This is a genomic window from Streptomyces sp. NPDC097617, assembly GCF_044761485.1.
GTDB lineage: Bacteria > Actinomycetota > Actinomycetes > Streptomycetales > Streptomycetaceae > Streptomyces.
In genome coordinates this window covers 71,020-87,538 of the sequence record NZ_JBIWCL010000020.1, presented here as the reverse complement: position 1 = coordinate 87,538, position 16,519 = coordinate 71,020, and the positions used below count along the sequence as shown (strand labels likewise).

Genomic DNA, 16,519 nt, shown 5'->3' with positions numbered 1-16,519 from the left:
CGTGCGCGGGGATGAGGGTCATCTTCCGGGGGTGAAGGTCAGCTTCCGGTCGTCCGGCGAATAGCCGCTCAGCGTGATGGTCGGCCCGTGGGTCGGGACCGAGGGGTCGGGGAAGTCGGCCGGGACCGGCTTGTTCCCCTCGGGCCTGCGGTCCACCGTGGAGAACGGCGGGGGGAACGGTGCGGTGGCCTCGATCTGCTGCTCGTAGAACGGCAGCCACCGGCAGTTGTCGAAGGTGACGGCGGCGATCATGCGCCCCTGGTACCCGTACACCGCCGCGAACCTGCGCTCGGCGAGCGAGCCCTGGGTGATGAGGATCTCGGTCCCCATCGGCGGCACCCCGACCGACTTGATGTTCACGCCGAACTGGGAGGACCAGAACGCCGGAACCCACAGGTGGGGGCGGCGGTCGGTGCTCTCGCTGAGCATGTTGTGCGCGGCGGTGTCGGCCTGGGCGACGGCGTTGCCCCAGTGCTCCAGCGACAGGAACTGGTAGCCGAACAGGGCGTGCGGGGAACGTGCCACGTCACCCGCCACATAGATGTCGTCGGTGACGATGCCCCGGACGTCGAAGGCCCGGCAGCCCGCGTCGCAGGCGATGCCCCGCGGACCCGCTCCCAGCCCGGAGCCGGCCAGCCACTCGGTGTTGCGCTGTGCGCCCAGCGATACGACCACCACGTCCGCCTCCAGGGTCGACCCGTCGGAGAGGTGCGCGGCGCGGACCCGCCCGGAGGGATCGCCCTCCAGCGAGGTCACCATGACCCCGGTCCGCAGGTCGACGCCGTTCTCGCGGTGCATCTCGGCCGCCACCGCGCCGATCACCCCGCCCAGCGCACCGACCAGCGGCGCATCGCCCCGTTCGGCGACGGTGACGTCCAGGCCGCGCTCCCGGCACGCGGAGGCGATCTCGGACCCGGTGAACCCGGCTCCGATGACCAGCACCCGGCGGGGACCGGCCGCCAGCGCCCGTTGCAGCCCTTCGCCGTCATCGCGGGTGCGCAGCACGAAGACGCCCTTCAGGGAGCCCTCCTCCGGGTTGGGCCAGGGCCGGGCGCGTACGCCGGTGGCGATCAGCAGCCGGTCGTACTCGACCTCGTTGCCATTGCCGAGCTTGACCCGGCGGGCTGCCATGTCCAGGCCCGTGGCCGGGACGCCCAGGCGCCAGTCGGCGTCGATCGCCCGGCGGCGGGGGAGCGCCGTGTGGTCGGCGACCGCGCTGCCCAGCAGGACCCCCTTGGACAGCGGAGGCCGGTCGTACGGCTCGTACGGTTCGTCGCCGATCATCGTGAGCGAACCGGCGAAGCCCTTCTCGCGCATGGTCTCGGCGGCCCGCAGTCCGGCCAGTGAAGCACCGACGACGACGATGCGGCCCTCGCGCTTGAGGCGTTCCAGGGATCCGTCGTGTGTTCCCGCTACGGTCACCGTGTGCCTCCGGAAGGAGAGCCGGCTCCGGCCACGGCGTTCGGGGCGGCCATGTTCGCCACGTCCTCGTCCGTGATCTCCAGGAGGATGGCCTGGACCGGGCAGGCGGCCACGGCGCGCAGGACGTTCTCGCGCTGCTCGGGATCGGCGTCCGGGTTGTAGAGCAGCGACTCGTCGCCGTGCATGGCGAAGACATCGGGAGCGAGGAAGGCGCACTGGGCGTATCCCTGGCATCGGTTGAGGTCGACGACAAGCCTCATGACGGTTCTGCCTTTCGCTCGGCCGCCCTCCCCGTCACCCCCCCCCGGAACCCCCGGTTCCGTCCTTTCCCACCAGCATGCACGCGGCACCCGGAGGGCGCCTGCCGGAGTAAATATCCACAGGTCAGGGCGGGTCGGTGTGGGTCGCGGGGATGTGTTGGGCAGGGCCTCGCCGCACGCGCAGGATGTACACGCTGATGACCAGGGCCCAGGCCGGGAACACCATCTCGACCCAGGGCACTCCGGCGGCGACCACCAGCAGGACCAGACCGACGAGGGTGCCCAGCATCGCCAGCGACTTGGGGAAGACGTTCAGCATCCGCCCGATGGTCGAGGTCGCGAGCACGAAGACGGCCGCCATCCGCATGGCGTACGTCGCGAGGAGGGTGTACGCGTAGTGGCGGCCGAAGTCGGAGGGCGTGTCCTCGGAGAGCACCGTGCCCGCCGCCGCGGCGGACGCGAACAGGGTGGCCACGAAGACGAATCCGCTGCCGAGGAACACGGTGGCGACGAACCGGTCCTCCGCCTCGCCCGTGTGCGCGCGCAGGGCGCCCATGAACCAGAGGAAGAAGATGCCCGCGAAGGGCACGATCTCCAGCGCCACTTGGATCGCCCAGCGCTTGTCAGGGTCGATGGGCGCGGAGGCGGCGTCGTCCGACGGGACGGCGATCCGCATCAAGGCGATCGCCACCGCGAGCAGCACGGCGAAGGCGATTCCGGCCATCCCGGCCGCGCGCGGCGTCTGGAGACGATTGGTCGTGGGACTCACGAACCCTCACTCTCTCCCCCGGTCCAGCAAGCGGCAGCCGCCGCCGCGCCACCACCGGGGGCGGCCGACCGGGTGAGGGCATCCGGTCGGCCGGCGGGTCAGCGAGCCGGCTCCGGCACCGGCTCGGCCGCCCCTTCGCCGGCGCCCTCGTCGACCCCCTCGTGCTTGCCGTACCAGGCGACCGCGACCGCTCCGGCGACGGCCATGACGAAGCCGAGCACCGCCAGCCAGGCCAGGCCCTGGCGGGAGGCGTCGCCGAGCCACAGGACGCCGATCGCGCCGGGGAGGACCGTCTCGCCGACGACCAGGGCTGCCGTGGCGCCGTTGACCGAGCCGATCTGCAGGGCGATCGTGTGCAGGTACATGCCACCGATGCCCGCCACCAGGATGGCGTAGAGGGCCGGGTCGGTGAGCAGGGTGGCGAGGTCGAACGGGTCGACGCCGTTCAGGATCCGCACGCCCACGCCGAGCGCGCCGAAGCCCAGGCCCGACAGCAGGCCCGCCAGGATCGCGGCCCCGCCGCCGAGGAGACGTACGGCCACGGTGCCGCCCACCATCAGCAGCAGGGTGATCCCCAGCAGCCACCAGTGCGTGGACATCGGCGCGTGGTGGCCGCCCTCGTGGCCCGCGGCCGTCGCCAGCAGCACGAGCGCGGTGCAGACGACCCCGATCGAGGTCCATTCCTTCCGGCTCAGCCGGATGCCCAGCATCTTCACGCTCAGCACGGCCGTGATCACCAGGTTGGCGCTGATCACCGTCTGGGAGAGGAAGAGGGGAAGAAGCCGCGCTGCCAGCGCCCCGAGCCCGAAGCCCACGAAGTCCAGGATGGTGCCGACGATGAATTCCCAGGTCATCGCCGCTTTCGCGGTGGACGACAGATTGGGGCCGCCGTGGGCGGTGGTCCCGGAGGCGGTCGGGGACATCCGTGCGGCGCGGCGCGAACCGACAGCTTGCAGCACGGATCCCGTGCCGTAGCAGATGGACGCCGCGATGGCGGTCAGTAGGCCTATGAGCACGAAGGGCTCCGTTCACGTCTGGCAGGTTGCGCGGTACCTCTCCTGAGACGTGAGAACCGACCGGTAAGTTGCTTCCGCGACTCAGCTCATTGACGCGAGGACGTCCGGGACCTCGTCGACCGAGTCGACGAGCGCGATCCGGGACTCCATTGCACGGCCGCGGGCCAGCGCCCGCAGCAGGGGCCACGCCGGGAGGTGCTCGGTCCAGTGCGTGCGTCCGACCAGGACCATCGGCGCCGGTTCGCCCCGCGACTCGTAATAGTTCGGCGTCGCGTTGTCGAAGATCTCCTGGACCGTGCCAGCGGCGCCGGGCAGGAAGACCACGCCCGCGGTGGAACGGGCCAGCAGCCCGTCCTCGCGGGTGGCGTTCGCGAAGTACTTCGCGATGTGCCCCGCGAAGGCGTTCGGCGGTTCGTGCCCGTAGAACCAGGTCGGGATGCCCACCGAGTCCCCGCCGGCCGGGAAGCGCTCGCGTACGTCGAAGGCCGCGCGCGCCCACTCGGAGACCGACGGCGTGAAGGAAGGGGCCTTGGCCAGCAGCTCCAGGGCCTCCGCCAGGGCCTCGTCCGGGGCCGGGGCCAGGTAGGCGCCGAGGTTGGCGGCCTCCATCGCGCCCGGGCCGCCGCCGGTGGCGACCGTCAGCCCGGACCTGGTCAGCGCCCGGCCCAGCTCCGCCGCACCGCGGTAGTCCGCAGCGCCGCGGGCCATGGCGTGGCCGCCCATCACGCCCACGACCCGGGCACCGGCGAGGTGCTCGTCGAGGGCGTCGGAGATGGCGTCGTCGTGGATGGAGCGCAGCATCGAGGAGAAGACGTCGCCGTCGGACTTCGTTTCCTGGAACCAGGCGTACGCCTCGGCGTCCGGGGTGGCCTCATATCCGTCGGGCAGCCCGGTGAAGAGCTCCTCGGGCGTGTAGAGCACCCCCCGGTACGGGTCGAACGGCAGGTCCGGAACGGGCGCGAAGACCAGCGCGCCGTCGGCGCGGACCTTCACCGCCGCGTCGGGCTCCATCGAGCAGCCCAGGAACACGGCCGCCGAGGAGTCCGTGGCCAGCAGCGCGAAGGTCCGCTCCAGCAGGTTCACCGACTGGATCCGGTAGCCGCTGAGCGAGCCGCGTGCCACGACCTGGTCGAATTCGGCGAGCGTCTCGATCTCGATGTCTGGGGTGAGCATTCGGCCCACCCTAAGGGCTGTTCAACTCAGCGGGTCAGTGCCAGAGACGTCAGCTGCGCCACACCCCAGCTGAGCGGAAGACACACGGCCAGGAGCGCCGTGGCCCGCAGACTCGCGGCGCTGCGCAGGACGTTGGACGGGGCTCCGAGGGCGAGAAGGGCGGTACGTCCTGGTTCGCGGCTGCCGCGGGCCTCCACCACGGATGTGAGAAGGGTCGCGGCGGCGCACAGGGCCACCAGGAGGGCGGCCGGCCAGGTCAGCGGACCCAGCGGGATGGGCAGCCCGCCCCGGTCGCGCAGGGCGAGGGCGGTCAGGGCGGCCGCGGCCACCGCGCACAGCACGCCCAGCGGCGGGCCGATCCGGGAGGCCTCCTGCTGGAGGATCCGCCCGGCGAGCAGCCGCAGCGCGCCCGGCCGTACGGCCTGGACCAGGCTTCCGCAGGCGTGGGCGAGACCCGGTCCGGCCAGGGCGAGCCCGATCGCGGTCATGGACCAGCCGACGAGCACCCCGGTGCCGGTCCGGCCCGCGTAGGCCAGGCCCGCGAGCCCGCAGGCGGTCAGGGTGATGCCCCAGGGCAGTCCGGTCTGCGGGGGCAGCGGAGCGCGCGGGCGGAGCGCGAGGGCGGCGGCGGCCGAGCCGGTCAGCGGGAGCAGCACGAGCAGGGTGAGGGCGCCCGCCACGGGCAGCGGCTGGTCGGCGTGGAGCAGCTTCGCCCCGGCCCCGTCGAACGGCAGCCCGGCCACGTCCCCGCGCAGGTGGAGGAAGACGGCCAGGGCCAGGGCGGCGCCCAGCGCGCAGGCGACGGCGGTGGAGATCGCGGCGACCAGCATGAGCCGCACGGGGCCCAGCCCGGCGGCGTCCATCCCCTCGCGGGGACGGTTGGCGGGGTCGGTGCGGGCCACGACAACGGCGAAGTGGACGGTGACGGCCAGCGGGATCAGCGCCCACAGCAGGCGAGGGAACGATCCGGCGGGCTGGGCCACGGCCTCGGCGAGTACGTAGAGCAGCAGGAAGCCGGTGCCGGCCGAGGCGGCGGCGACGAGGAGCCGCCGCAGCTGGACGAGCGGCCGGGAACCGCGGGCTAGGCGGAGAGCGAGCACGCGGTCTGGTCCTCCGTGGTGTCGGCGACGGGGGAGCCGGCGGCCGCGGCTGCCGCGAGACGGCCGTCGAGCAGGGCGATCCGGCGGTCCGCGACGGACGCGGTGGCCTCGTCGTGGGTGGCCAGCAGCACGGTGACGTCGTGGGAGCGGGCCGCCGTGGTCAGCGCACGCAGCAGCAGGGCCCGCTCGGTGCGGTGCAGCGGGGCCGTGGGCTCGTCGGCGAAGATCACCGCGGGCTCGTTGACCAGGGCCCGGGCGAGGGCGACGCGCTGGCACTCGGCGCGGGTGAGGGCGCCGGGGCGCTTGCGGGCGAAGCCGCCGATGTCGAGGCGGTCCAGCCATTCGCAGGCGGCGTTGCGGGCGCTGCGGTGGGAGGCTCCGGCGAGCAGCAGCGGCAGGGCCGCGTTCTCCCAGACCTTCAGCTCGGGCAGCAGCTGGGGCTCGGGGCCGATCCAGCCGAACCGGTCGCGGCGCAGCCGTTCGCGGATGACCGTGCCCATCGTGTGCACGGGCAGGCTGTTGAACCAGACCTCGCCCTGTTGGGGGCGCAGCTGTCCGGACAGGCAGCGGAGCAGGGTGGTCTTGCCGCTGCCGCGGGGACCGGTCAGGGCGAGGATCTCGCCCTGACGGACCGCGACGGAGACCTCGACGAGGGCCGGGGAACCGTCGTGGGAGTAGTGAAGGGACCGAGCCCACAGGACGTCATTGTCAGGCGGGGCATTGTCCGGTGGAGCCACCATGGTGTACACCTCCGTCCGGGGGAACGAAGCGGAACCCGCTGAAGTCACTGGCGCCGCACTGAGATGTAAAGAGATGAACGTCTTGGATGGTGACAGCACACGGCCCGGACCCCCACGTTCTCACTCGAACGGAGGATCCGGGCCGTGTGGTTGGACTACTGCGGCGCGGACGGCTTACCGACCGGTTACAGCTTGGTCCAGGCCTCGGTGAGCACCGAGCGCAGGATGCCTTCGATCTCGTCGAAGGTGCCCTGGTCCGCGATCAGCGGCGGCGCGAGCTGGATGACCGGGTCACCGCGGTCGTCGGCCCGGCAGTACAGGCCGTTCTCGAAGAGCGCCTTGGAGAGGAAGCCGTAGAGCACGCGCTCCGTCTCCTCGTCCGTGAAGGACTCCTTCGTGACCTTGTCCTTGACGAGCTCGATGCCGTAGAAGTAGCCGTTGCCGCGGACGTCGCCGACGATCGGCAGGTCGTGCAGCTTCTTCAGCGTCGAGAAGAAGGCGCCCTCGTTGTCCAGCACGTGCTGGTTGAGGCCTTCCTTGTCGAAGATGTCGAGGTTGGCCAGCGCGACCGCCGAGGAGACCGGGTGGCCGCCGAAGGTGTAGCCGTGCAGGAAGGTGTTGTCACCCTTGTAGAACGGCTCCGCGAGGCGGTCGGAGATGATGCAGGCGCCGATCGGGGAGTAGCCCGAGGTCATGCCCTTGGCGCAGGTGATCATGTCCGGAACGTAGTCGAACTTGTCGCAGGCGAACATCTTGCCGAGGCGGCCGAACGCGCAGATCGTCTCGTCGGAGACGAGGAGTACGTCGTACTCGTCGCAGATCTCGCGGACCCGCTGGAAGTAACCGGGCGGCGGCGGGAAGCAGCCACCGGCGTTCTGCACCGGCTCCAGGAAGACGGCGGCGACGGTGTCGGCGCCCTCGAAGAGGATCTCCTGCTCGATCTGGTCGGCGCACCAGCGGCCATAGGCCTCCGGGTCGTCGCCGAAGATCGGCGCGCGGTAGATGTTGGTGTTCGGCACCTTGTGCGCGCCGGGGACCAGCGGCTCGAAGGGGGCCTTCAGGGCCGGCAGGCCGGTGATGGACAGGGCGCCCTGCGGGGTGCCGTGGTAGGCGACCGCACGCGAGATGACCTTGTACTTGGTGTGCTTGCCCTGGAGCTTGAAGTACTGCTTGGCGAGCTTCCAGGCGGTCTCGACGGCCTCGCCGCCACCGGTGGTGAAGAAGACCTTGTTCAGGTCGCCCGGGGCGTAGTGGGCGAGGCGCTCGGCGAGCTCGACGGCCTTGGGGTGCGCGTACGACCAGATGGGGAAGAACGCGAGTTCCTGAGCCTGCTTGTAAGCGACCTCGGCCAGCTCCTTGCGGCCGTGACCGGCGTTGACCACGAACAGTCCGGCGAGACCGTCGAGGTAGCGCTTGCCCTTGTCGTCCCAGATGTAAGTGCCCTCGCCCCGGACGATGGTGGGGACGGGGGAGTTCTCGTAGGACGACATGCGGGTGAAGTGCATCCACAGGTGGTCGTACGCGGTCTTGGAGAGGTCCTGGCTCACGGTTATCGGGTTCCCCACATGTAGGTCTGCTTCTTCAGCTTCAGGTAAACGAAGCTTTCGGTTGATCGCACGCCGGGGAGCGTGCGGATCTTCTTGTTGATCGTGTCGAGAAGGTGGTCGTCGTCCTCGCAGACGATCTCCACCATCAGGTCGAAGGACCCGGCGGTCATCACCACGTACTCGCACTCGGCCATGGCGGTCAGCGCATCGGCCACGGGGTCGAGATCGCCCTCGACGTTGATGCCGACCATGGCCTGGCGTCGCAGGCCCACGGTGAGCGGGTCCGTGACGGCGACGATCTGCATCACGCCCTGGTCGAGCAGCTTCTGCACCCGCTGGCGCACCGCTGCCTCCGACAGGCCGACGGCCTTGCCGATCGACGCATAGGGGCGTCGACCGTCCTCCTGCAGTTGCTCGATGATCGCCAGGGACACAGCATCGACCGAAGGGGACGGTTGTCTGTTCCTGGAATCTGCGCTTCGACTGACCACGACCTCACTGTGCACGAGGGTCGTCTGTTCCGCAAGACGGAATCGATGAAATCCGTTGTTTGACCACTCAGATCTCACTGATTTCGTAGTTGGTGGCGTCCGGGTCTGTCGAAAGCCTCCGCCTAGGGGCTAGGCTTGGCTTTTGTCTCAATCGTTGGACATGTGATCAGGAGTGTGGCTGTAGTGACCACCGAACTGCGTCGTCTGCGCAACTACATCGGCGGGGAGTTCAAGGACGCCGCCGACGGGCGGACCACCGAGGTGGTCAACCCGGCCACCGGCGAGGTGTACGCCACCGCCCCCCTGTCGGGCCAGGCCGATGTCGACGCCGCCATGGCCGCCGCCGCGGCCGCCTTCCCGGGCTGGCGGGACACCACCCCCGCGGAGCGCCAGAAGGCGCTGCTGAAGATCGCGGACGCCTTCGAGGCGCGCGCGGACGAGCTCATCGCCGCCGAGTCGGAGAACACCGGCAAGCCGCTGGCCCTCACGGCCAGCGAGGAGCTGCCGCCGATGGTGGACCAGATCCGCTTCTTCGCGGGTGCCGCACGGCTCCTGGAGGGCCGCTCGGCCGGCGAGTACATGGAAGGGATGACCTCGATCATCCGCCGTGAGCCGGTCGGCGTCTGCGCCCAGGTCGCCCCGTGGAACTACCCGATGATGATGGCCGTGTGGAAGTTCGCCCCGGCCATCGCCGCGGGCAACACCGTGGTGCTCAAGCCTTCGGACACCACCCCGGCCTCCACCGTGCTGATGGCGGAGATCATCGACTCGGTGCTGCCCAAGGGCGTCTTCAACGTCATCTGCGGTGACCGTGAGACCGGCAAGGCCATGGTCGAGCACTCCACCCCGGCGATGGCCTCCATCACCGGCTCGGTGCGCGCGGGCATGCAGGTCGCCGAGAGTGCCTCCAAGGACGTCAAGCGCGTCCACCTGGAGCTCGGCGGCAAGGCCCCGGTCGTCGTCTTCGAGGACGCCGACATCGCCAAGGCGGTCGAGGACATCGCGGTCGCCGGCTACTTCAACGCCGGCCAGGACTGCACCGCCGCCACCCGCGTGCTGGTGCACGAGTCGATCCACGACGAGTTCGTGGCCGCGCTCGCCAAGGCCGCGGCCGACACCAAGACCGGCCAGCCGGACGACGAGGACGTGCTGTACGGCCCGCTGAACAACCCGAACCAGCTGCGGCAGGTTGCGGGCTTCATCGAGCGCCTCCCCGCCCACGCCAAGGTCGAGGCGGGTGGCCACCGGGTCGGCGAGAAGGGCTACTTCTACGCCCCGACCGTGGTCTCCGGCCTCAAGCAGGACGACGAGATCATCCAGAACGAGGTCTTCGGCCCCGTCATCACCGTCCAGTCCTTCACCGACGAGCGCCAGGCCCTGGAGTACGCGAACGGCGTCGAGTTCGCCCTCGCCTCCTCCGTGTGGACCAAGGACCACGGCCGCGCGATGCGGATGTCCAAGAACCTCGACTTCGGCTGCGTGTGGATCAACACCCACATCCCGCTCGTCGCCGAGATGCCGCACGGTGGCTTCAAGAAGTCCGGCTACGGCAAGGACCTCTCCGCCTACGGCTTCGAGGACTACACGCGCATCAAGCACGTGATGACCTCGCTCGACGGCTGATCGGCCGCATCGATCACAGCACAGCGTTGACGGGGCGGGCAGTAGACAACATGTCTATTGCCCGCCCTTCCCCGTTCCCCCGAGGCTGTGCCCATGCCCGAACTCGCCTTCTCCCGCCGTTCTGCGCTGTACGGTCTCGGTGCCGCGGGCCTCGCGGCCGCCCTCGCCGGCTGCGGCGTGCCCGCCGCCTATGTCCCCGAGGAAGGGCGCGAGGGCCCGGACCGCTCGGAGCGGGACCGCAGCGTCGCCTTCTCCAACTGGCCGCTCTACATCGACACCGACGAGGAGGACGAGGAGCGCCGTCCGACGCTGGAGGCCTTCTCGGAGCAGACGGGCATCGAGGTCCGGTACACCGAGGAGATCAACGACAACGACGAGTTCTTCGGCAAGGTCAGCCCGGCACTGATGAACCGGCAGGAGACCGGTCACGACCTGATCGTGGTCAGCGACTGGATGGCCGCCCGCTTCGTCCACCTGGGCTGGGCCCAGAAGCTGGACCGGTCGGCCCAGCCCAATGTGGCCCGGCATCTCGACCCGCAGCTGCGTTCCCCCGCCTTCGACGAGGGCCGGCTGCACACCGTCCCCTGGCAGTCGGGGATCACCGGCATCGCCTACAACCGCAAGGCCCTGGGCCGGGAGATCAAGTCGGTCAAGGACCTGTGGCAGCCCGACCTGGCGGGCAAGGTGACCCTCTTCTCCGGCCTCGACGAATCCTTCGCGCTGCTGATGCAGGGCGACGGCGTGGACGTCACCCGCTGGACCGAGTCCGACTTCCACCGGATGTGCGACCAGGTCGAGAGCATGGTGAAGAAGAAGCACATCCGCCGCTTCACCGGCAACGACTACACCTCCGACCTGAGCAAGGGCGATGTCCTCGCCTGCCAGGCGTACTCCGGTGACGCCATCCAGCTCCAGGCCGACAACCCGGACATCGAGTTCGTCGTCCCCGAGGAGGGGGCCGAACTCTGGGCGGAGAGCCTGCTCGTCCCCAACCTGGCCCGGCACAAGGCCAATGCCGAGGCCCTCATCGACCACTACTACGCCCCGGAGGTGGCCGCCTCGCTCGCCGCGTCCGTCAATTACGTCTGCCCGGTGCCGGCCGCCCGGGAGGTCCTGGCCGCCTCCGACGACAAGGAGACCGCCGAGCTGGCCGAGAACCCGCTGATCTTCCCGGACGACGACATGCGCAAGCGGCTGGTCGTCGCGCGGGACATCTCCTCGGCCGAGCGCCGGTCCCTCGCCCGGCGCTGGAACGCGATCGTCGGCCTCTGACCGGGCGGCGGGCTGGGGGAGGCGGGCACCCGCGAAGGCTATTGAACACGTTCAGCAATTTGGCTGAACGTGTTCAGAAACAGGCGTAGGCTTCCTTCCATGAGCGAGAGAAGCGCCCTTCAGCGGCGGATCCGTGCCTGGTTGACCCTGTTCCTGATCTGCCTCGTGCTCAGCGGCCTCACCGCCTTCCCCCTGGTCAGCGAGCTCCGCTGGGCCAACGCCCTGATCGACAACGAGTGGTTGCGACGGGTGGGCGACGGGCTGGAGCGGGCCGACGCCGACTACCCCTTCCTCCTCTACGGGACCGACTGGCTCGCCTTCGCCCACCTCGTCATCGCCGTCTTCTTCTACGGGGTCCACCGCGACCCGGTCCGCAACGTCTGGATCGTCGAGGCCGGCATGATCGCCTGCGCCGGGGTGATTCCGCTGGCGCTGATCTGCGGCCCCCTGCGGGGAATCCCGGTCTGGTGGAGCGTCATCGACATGTCGTTCGGCGTCTTCGGGGTGATCCCCCTGCTGGTGCTCCGCCGCATGATCAAGCGCCTGGAGGCCATGCCCGAAAGAGCGCCCGAGCCCGAGCGTGAGCCCCGGCCGGAGCGGGCCGCCTCGGTGCGGTAGCGGTGCCGCGGGCCCGTCCTGCCGCCAGAGCCCTGAACACCCGGGTGTTCAGGGCCTGTCCGAAGACCTGCCCGTCACCGCGGAGGGGCCGTGCTCACCGCCCGAGCCCGGCCCGTACGGACGCCAGCGCGTCCAGCCGGTTCGTGGTGATCGAGTCGACCCCCGCCGCCACCAGGGCCTTCATCGTCCGCCTGGTGTCCGCGGTCCAGGCCGACACCAGCAGGCCCTCCCCGTGGAGCGCGTCGACCAGGTCCCGGCTCAGCAGCCCGAAGCGGTAGTTGAGCCAGCGCGGAGCCAGGGCGTCGATCAGCGCCCGGCGCGGCGGCGACAGCGAGGTCCAGGTCAGCGAGATCTCCGCGCCCGGATCGGCGGCGCGGACCGCCAGCATCGTGTTCGGTCCCGCGCAGTAGTACGTGTGCTCGCGCGCCCCGCACTCGCGGACCTGGCCCACGACGGTCCGTACCGCTTCGGGGGTGGCGCCGGGCAGGTCGAGCATCAGCCGGCCCGTGCCGGCGGCCGTCAGGGCGTCGCGCAGCGTGGGTACCCCGCCCAGCGTCAACTCCTTGAGCTGTGGGGCCGTGATGTCGTCGAGGCGGACGTCGAAGCCCCACAGCCGTTGGAGCGTCTCGTCGTGGAGCAGGACCGGCACCCCGTCCCGGGTCAGCCGTACGTCGATCTCGACATCGTCCGCCCCGCGCGCGAAGGCGGAGCGGATCGAGGCCAGGGTGTTCTCACGGACACGGTAGGGATCGCCGCGATGGCCGACGGCAGTCAGAGTGCTCATGTCCCCATTCTCAGGGGCGCGTTCCGGGCGGACGTCAGCGCGCGAGCCATTCGGCCGTGTACGTGTCGATCTCCGCGTTGAGCTTCGCCTTGCCGGCCGGGTCCAGGAAGGAGGCCTCGACGGCGTTCTTCGCGAGCTGCGCGAGCCCGCGCTCGTCCAGATCGAGGAGGCGTGCGGCCACCGCGTACTCGTTGTTGAGGTCGGAGCCGAACATCGGCGGGTCGTCGCTGTTGATGGTGACGAGCACGCCCGCCGCGACCATCTCCTTGACCGGGTGCAGGTCGAGGTCGGTCACCGCGCGGGTGGCGATGTTGGAGGTCGGGCAGACCTCCAGGGCGATCCGGTGCTCGGCGAGGTACGCGAGCAGCTCCGGATCCCGGGTGGCGCTGGTGCCGTGGCCGATGCGCTCGGCGCCCAGCTCGCGGATGGCGTCCCAGATCGTCTCCGGGCCGGTGGTCTCGCCGGCGTGCGGGACGCTGTGCAGGCCGGCGGCGCGGGCGGCGTCGAAGTACGGCTTGAACTGCGGGCGCGGGACGCCGATCTCGGGGCCGCCGAGGCCGAAGGAGACCAGGCCCTCGGGGTGCAGGTCGACGGCGAGCCGGGCGGTCTCCGCGGCGGCCTCCAGGCCGGCCTCGCCGGGGATGTCGAAGCACCAGCGCAGGATGACGCCGAGCTCGGTCTCGGCGGCCCTGCGGGCGTCCTCGATGGCCTCCATGAAGGCCTTCTCGTCGATGCCGCGGCGGGTGGAGGAGTACGGGGTGATGGTCAGCTCGGCGTAGCGGATGTTCTGCCGGGCCATGTCGCGGGCGACTTCGAAGGTGAGGGTGCGGACGTCGTCCGGGGTGCGGACCAGGTCGACCACCGACAGGTAGACCTCGATGAAGTGCGCGAAGTCGGTGAAGGTGAAGTAGTCGGCGAGGGCCTCGGGGTCGGTGGGGACCTTCGAGTCGGGGTGCCGGGCGGCGAGCTCTGCCACGATGCGCGGGGATGCCGAGCCGACGTGGTGGACGTGGAGTTCGGCCTTGGGCAGCCCCGCGATGAAGGGGTGCAGGTCGGTCATGGGGTTGCCTCCGAAAGGACGCGGGTGCGGTCGGGTCGGGATTCATCGTAGGCACCCCGGTGACTGTCGGTGGCAGCGCTTAGCATGGCTGTACGAGAGGGGGGCGCCGTATGACCGACAGCAGTCCCGAGCCGCGTGACCCGTGGGCGCCGCTGGAGCGTCCGCCGGTCGAGCTGGGCAAGTCGCAGGGCACGCCGGGCGTGTCGGGCCCGCCGTCCGTGCACGATCAGCCGACGCTCGCGGGGATGCCGGGCGACCAGTTCCCCCCGGCCGCGCCGGCCCAGCCCTCCCCCGCGACACCGACGCCGCCCCCGACAGCCGGGCCGCCCGCGTCCGCGGCGTACGGGTACCCGGCCCAGCAGGGGTACGGATACCCGGCCCAGCCGGGGTACGGATACCCGGGCGACGCGGGCTACCCCGGGCAGAGCCCGTACCCGGGATATCCGGGGTACCAGGGATACCCGGCCCCCGGCGGGTATCCGCCGTACGGAGCCCGGCGCAGCAACGGCTTCGGCATCACCGGGCTGGTCCTCGGGATCCTCTCGGTCGTCGCCTGCATCACCAGTTTCTTCGCGATAGCCCTCGGGATAGCCGCGGTCGTCTTCGGCACCCTGGGCCGCGGCAAGGCGAGCCGCGGCGAGGCCGACAACGGCGGGATGGCGCTGGCCGGCATCATCCTCGGTGCGGTCGGCATCGTCCTCGGCGCCTTGATGATCGTGGTCATATTCGCCGGCTTCCAGGATCAGGGCCCGATCGACGACTCGCCCTACGACAGCCCCTACGACAACTCCCAGATCCGCGAGAAGGTCTGACCGGGCCGCCTCAGGAGGCCCAGGGCCAGTCGGCGTCGCGGCCGGCCTCGATCAGGGACACCATCCGGAAGGCTCCGTCCGTGAGCCCGCCGAAGGTGTGCCGGTTCGCGCCGCCGGAAGGCGCCTGCCCGACGCGGTAGCCGGCCAGGTTCCAGGTGTAGACCGGAACGGCGGACGGCACCTCGGCCGTCGGATCGTTGCCGTGTCCGTGGTAGGTGGCCTGCTCGTCGGTGACGATCAACACCCGGTCGTGGCCCCGGTAGTGCTGCTGCACCGCCTTGGCCGTGTAGGTCCCGCCGAGCGATCCGAACCGCTCCAGCACCTTCAGTACGGACTCGCCCCGGCTGAAGCGGACCTCCTGGCTGGTCGTACCGAACTGCACCAGGTCGGCCTGCTCGGCCCGCAGCGCCAGCGCCGTACCGAAAACGGCGGCGGCGTCGGCCCGGTTGAGCAGGGACCGGTCCGAGAGCGGGGACCACATCGACCCCGACCGGTCGACGAGGACCAGCGTCCGGCCGGGCAGCGCCGGCACGTTGGCCAGTGAGTGCCCGAGCGCCTGCTCCAGCGGGTACGCCCAGCGCAGCGAGGGCGCGTGCTGGTGGGCGGCCAGGTAGCGGAAGGGGAACTGCCGGGACCGGGCGACGACCTCCGGGTCGCAGATCCCCGCCGCGACCCGCGTGGCCACCGCGTCCGAGACCCCGGCCCGGTCGAAGTTGCGCAGGTTGCGCAGCAGCGCCATCACCCCCATGGACGGGATGACCGCCTCCCAGGCGGCCGCGTCCATCGGCCCCTGGAGCCAACCGGCCAGTGCCTCCCAGGTCATGCCCGCCTCGGCGAGCCGCTCGGCGGCGTCCGGTGCGCTCACCACGGCGCGCCGCTGCTCCACCGGCAGCTCCATCAGCGCCCGGTGGGCGGCCAGGGTGCGGTTGCCGGCCGGGACCTCCGCGTCCTGCGGGTGGTGCCGGCGGTCGAGGGCGTGCCGGAACAGCTCGCCCTGCCAGGGCTTGGCCGGGTCGGGGGAGGCGTGCACCAGGTTGAGGACGTCACCGAAGCGATAGGCCCTGGAGTCGGTGTCGTACTTCAGCAGCGAGCTGCCGGAGTAGAGCCGGCGCACGGCGTCGGCGATACCGCGCTTGACGGGTTTGGGCACGGCCCGCCCGTATGTCGACGTCCAGTAGGCCAGCAGCTCGCCGGGCTCGTCCGCGCGCCGCAGTACGCAGTCCACGACCCGGCGGTTCGAAGGGCCCTCGGTGGCGCCCGCGTCGAGCCGGGCCTTCACGTACTCGGCGGCGCCGACGAGGGACGCGGTCCGCATGTTCGCGTCCCCGCGGAGCCAGCCCAGCAGACCGGCCGTCCAGTGCGGATCCTCGACGGCGAGGGTGCGTACGAGCGCCGCGAACCGGTCGTCGCGCGCCTCGCCGCTCTCGTAGAAGGTCCGCTGCGTCACGAAGTTGGCGACGGCGAGCAGGAACAGCTCGGAACGCGGGTCGCGCAGCCGGCCCGGGCCACCCGGGTGGGTGCGGGCGGGGCCGGCCGAGCGAACGGGCGAGGTGGGCGCACCGCCGGGCGCGGGCCCCGCTGAGCGCAGGTTGAAGCGAGTCATGTGAATCCCCCCGAATTCAAAGAGACATGGGGGAGGCGCGACATGCGGGATGCCCGAGGTCAGAGGTCGGCGACGGACTGGTCAGGTGCTCTACCAGCTGAGCTACACCGGCCCGAAGCCGGTGACGGGACTCGAACCCGCGGCCGCCCGATGATGAGTCGAAGTAGGTCTCGCCTTCGCACCTGGACGCTGATCACGTTAGGCAGCCGTTTCGGGTTGCCGCCACGCA

Annotated in this window: 16 protein-coding genes; 4 read left to right on the top strand and 12 right to left on the bottom strand. The window is 70.8% G+C overall.

What is annotated here, in order from left to right; all coding sequences use genetic code 11:
• Window positions 1–18: 18 nt before the first annotated feature.
• The 9 genes from ACIQZO_RS27705 to ACIQZO_RS27665 form a co-directional block, all read right to left on the bottom strand.
• Complete coding sequence (locus ACIQZO_RS27705; protein WP_403631180.1) at window positions 19–1,422, bottom strand: NAD(P)/FAD-dependent oxidoreductase; 1,404 nt, start codon at window positions 1,420–1,422, stop codon at window positions 19–21.
• Complete coding sequence (locus tag ACIQZO_RS27700) at window positions 1,419–1,682, bottom strand: ferredoxin (RefSeq protein WP_403631178.1); 264 nt, start codon at window positions 1,680–1,682, stop codon at window positions 1,419–1,421. The genes ACIQZO_RS27705 and ACIQZO_RS27700 overlap by 4 nt, the downstream gene beginning before the upstream one ends.
• Before the next feature lie 124 nt (window positions 1,683–1,806).
• Window positions 1,807–2,451, bottom strand: a complete 645-nt coding sequence (locus ACIQZO_RS27695) for a hypothetical protein (protein ID WP_403631176.1) — start codon at window positions 2,449–2,451, stop codon at window positions 1,807–1,809.
• A 98-nt stretch (window positions 2,452–2,549) separates the two neighbouring features.
• Complete coding sequence (locus ACIQZO_RS27690; protein WP_403631174.1) at window positions 2,550–3,467, bottom strand: hypothetical protein; 918 nt, start codon at window positions 3,465–3,467, stop codon at window positions 2,550–2,552.
• 81 nt (window positions 3,468–3,548) lie between these two features.
• Entirely contained in the window at window positions 3,549–4,640 is a 1,092-nt protein-coding gene (locus tag ACIQZO_RS27685) for an LOG family protein (RefSeq protein ID WP_403631172.1), read from the bottom strand.
• A gap of 26 nt (window positions 4,641–4,666) precedes the next feature.
• Window positions 4,667–5,740: a hypothetical protein gene (locus tag ACIQZO_RS27680; RefSeq protein ID WP_403631169.1), complete on the bottom strand. Its 1,074-nt coding sequence runs from the start codon at window positions 5,738–5,740 to the stop codon at window positions 4,667–4,669.
• Complete coding sequence (locus ACIQZO_RS27675; RefSeq protein WP_403631166.1) at window positions 5,722–6,480, bottom strand: ABC transporter ATP-binding protein; 759 nt, start codon at window positions 6,478–6,480, stop codon at window positions 5,722–5,724. Before ACIQZO_RS27675 ends, ACIQZO_RS27680 begins: the two co-directional genes overlap by 19 nt.
• A 185-nt stretch (window positions 6,481–6,665) precedes the next feature.
• A complete protein-coding gene (locus tag ACIQZO_RS27670; protein ID WP_403631164.1) occupies window positions 6,666–8,045 on the bottom strand; it encodes an aspartate aminotransferase family protein in 1,380 nt (459 codons plus the stop codon).
• Window positions 8,030–8,533, bottom strand: a complete 504-nt coding sequence (locus ACIQZO_RS27665) for an Lrp/AsnC family transcriptional regulator (RefSeq protein WP_403631161.1) — start codon at window positions 8,531–8,533, stop codon at window positions 8,030–8,032. The genes ACIQZO_RS27670 and ACIQZO_RS27665 overlap by 16 nt, the downstream gene beginning before the upstream one ends.
• A gap of 168 nt (window positions 8,534–8,701) precedes the next feature.
• On the opposite strand from ACIQZO_RS27665, the gene ACIQZO_RS27660 reads away from it, so the two are divergent.
• The 3 genes from ACIQZO_RS27660 (at window position 8,702) to ACIQZO_RS27650 (ending at window position 12,031) form a co-directional block, all read left to right on the top strand.
• A complete protein-coding gene (locus ACIQZO_RS27660; protein WP_403631158.1) occupies window positions 8,702–10,141 on the top strand; it encodes a gamma-aminobutyraldehyde dehydrogenase in 1,440 nt (479 codons plus the stop codon).
• 93 nt (window positions 10,142–10,234) lie between these two features.
• Entirely contained in the window at window positions 10,235–11,413 is a 1,179-nt protein-coding gene (locus ACIQZO_RS27655) for a spermidine/putrescine ABC transporter substrate-binding protein (protein ID WP_403631155.1), read from the top strand.
• Window positions 11,414–11,512: 99 nt separating this feature from the next.
• Window positions 11,513–12,031: a hypothetical protein gene (locus ACIQZO_RS27650; protein WP_403631152.1), complete on the top strand. Its 519-nt coding sequence runs from the start codon at window positions 11,513–11,515 to the stop codon at window positions 12,029–12,031.
• A gap of 94 nt (window positions 12,032–12,125) precedes the next feature.
• On the opposite strand, the gene ACIQZO_RS27645 is transcribed toward ACIQZO_RS27650, so the two are convergent.
• Window positions 12,126–12,815 (bottom strand): glycerophosphodiester phosphodiesterase, encoded by a 690-nt coding sequence (locus ACIQZO_RS27645; RefSeq protein WP_403631150.1) that lies wholly within the window; start codon window positions 12,813–12,815, stop codon window positions 12,126–12,128.
• Between the two features lie 34 nt (window positions 12,816–12,849).
• A complete protein-coding gene (locus tag ACIQZO_RS27640) occupies window positions 12,850–13,875 on the bottom strand; it encodes an adenosine deaminase (RefSeq protein ID WP_403631147.1) in 1,026 nt (341 codons plus the stop codon).
• A 110-nt stretch (window positions 13,876–13,985) separates the two neighbouring features.
• Between ACIQZO_RS27640 and ACIQZO_RS27635 the strand changes: the two genes are divergently transcribed.
• Window positions 13,986–14,687: a DUF4190 domain-containing protein gene (locus ACIQZO_RS27635; RefSeq protein ID WP_403631144.1), complete on the top strand. Its 702-nt coding sequence runs from the start codon at window positions 13,986–13,988 to the stop codon at window positions 14,685–14,687.
• 10 nt (window positions 14,688–14,697) lie between these two features.
• Here ACIQZO_RS27635 and ACIQZO_RS27630 read toward each other — a convergent pair whose 3' ends face one another.
• Window positions 14,698–16,290 carry a TROVE domain-containing protein gene (locus ACIQZO_RS27630; RefSeq protein ID WP_403631141.1) on the bottom strand — a complete coding sequence of 531 codons (1,593 nt, stop codon included), beginning with the start codon at window positions 16,288–16,290 and terminating at the stop codon, window positions 14,698–14,700.
• Between the last annotated feature and the right edge of the window lie 229 nt (window positions 16,291–16,519).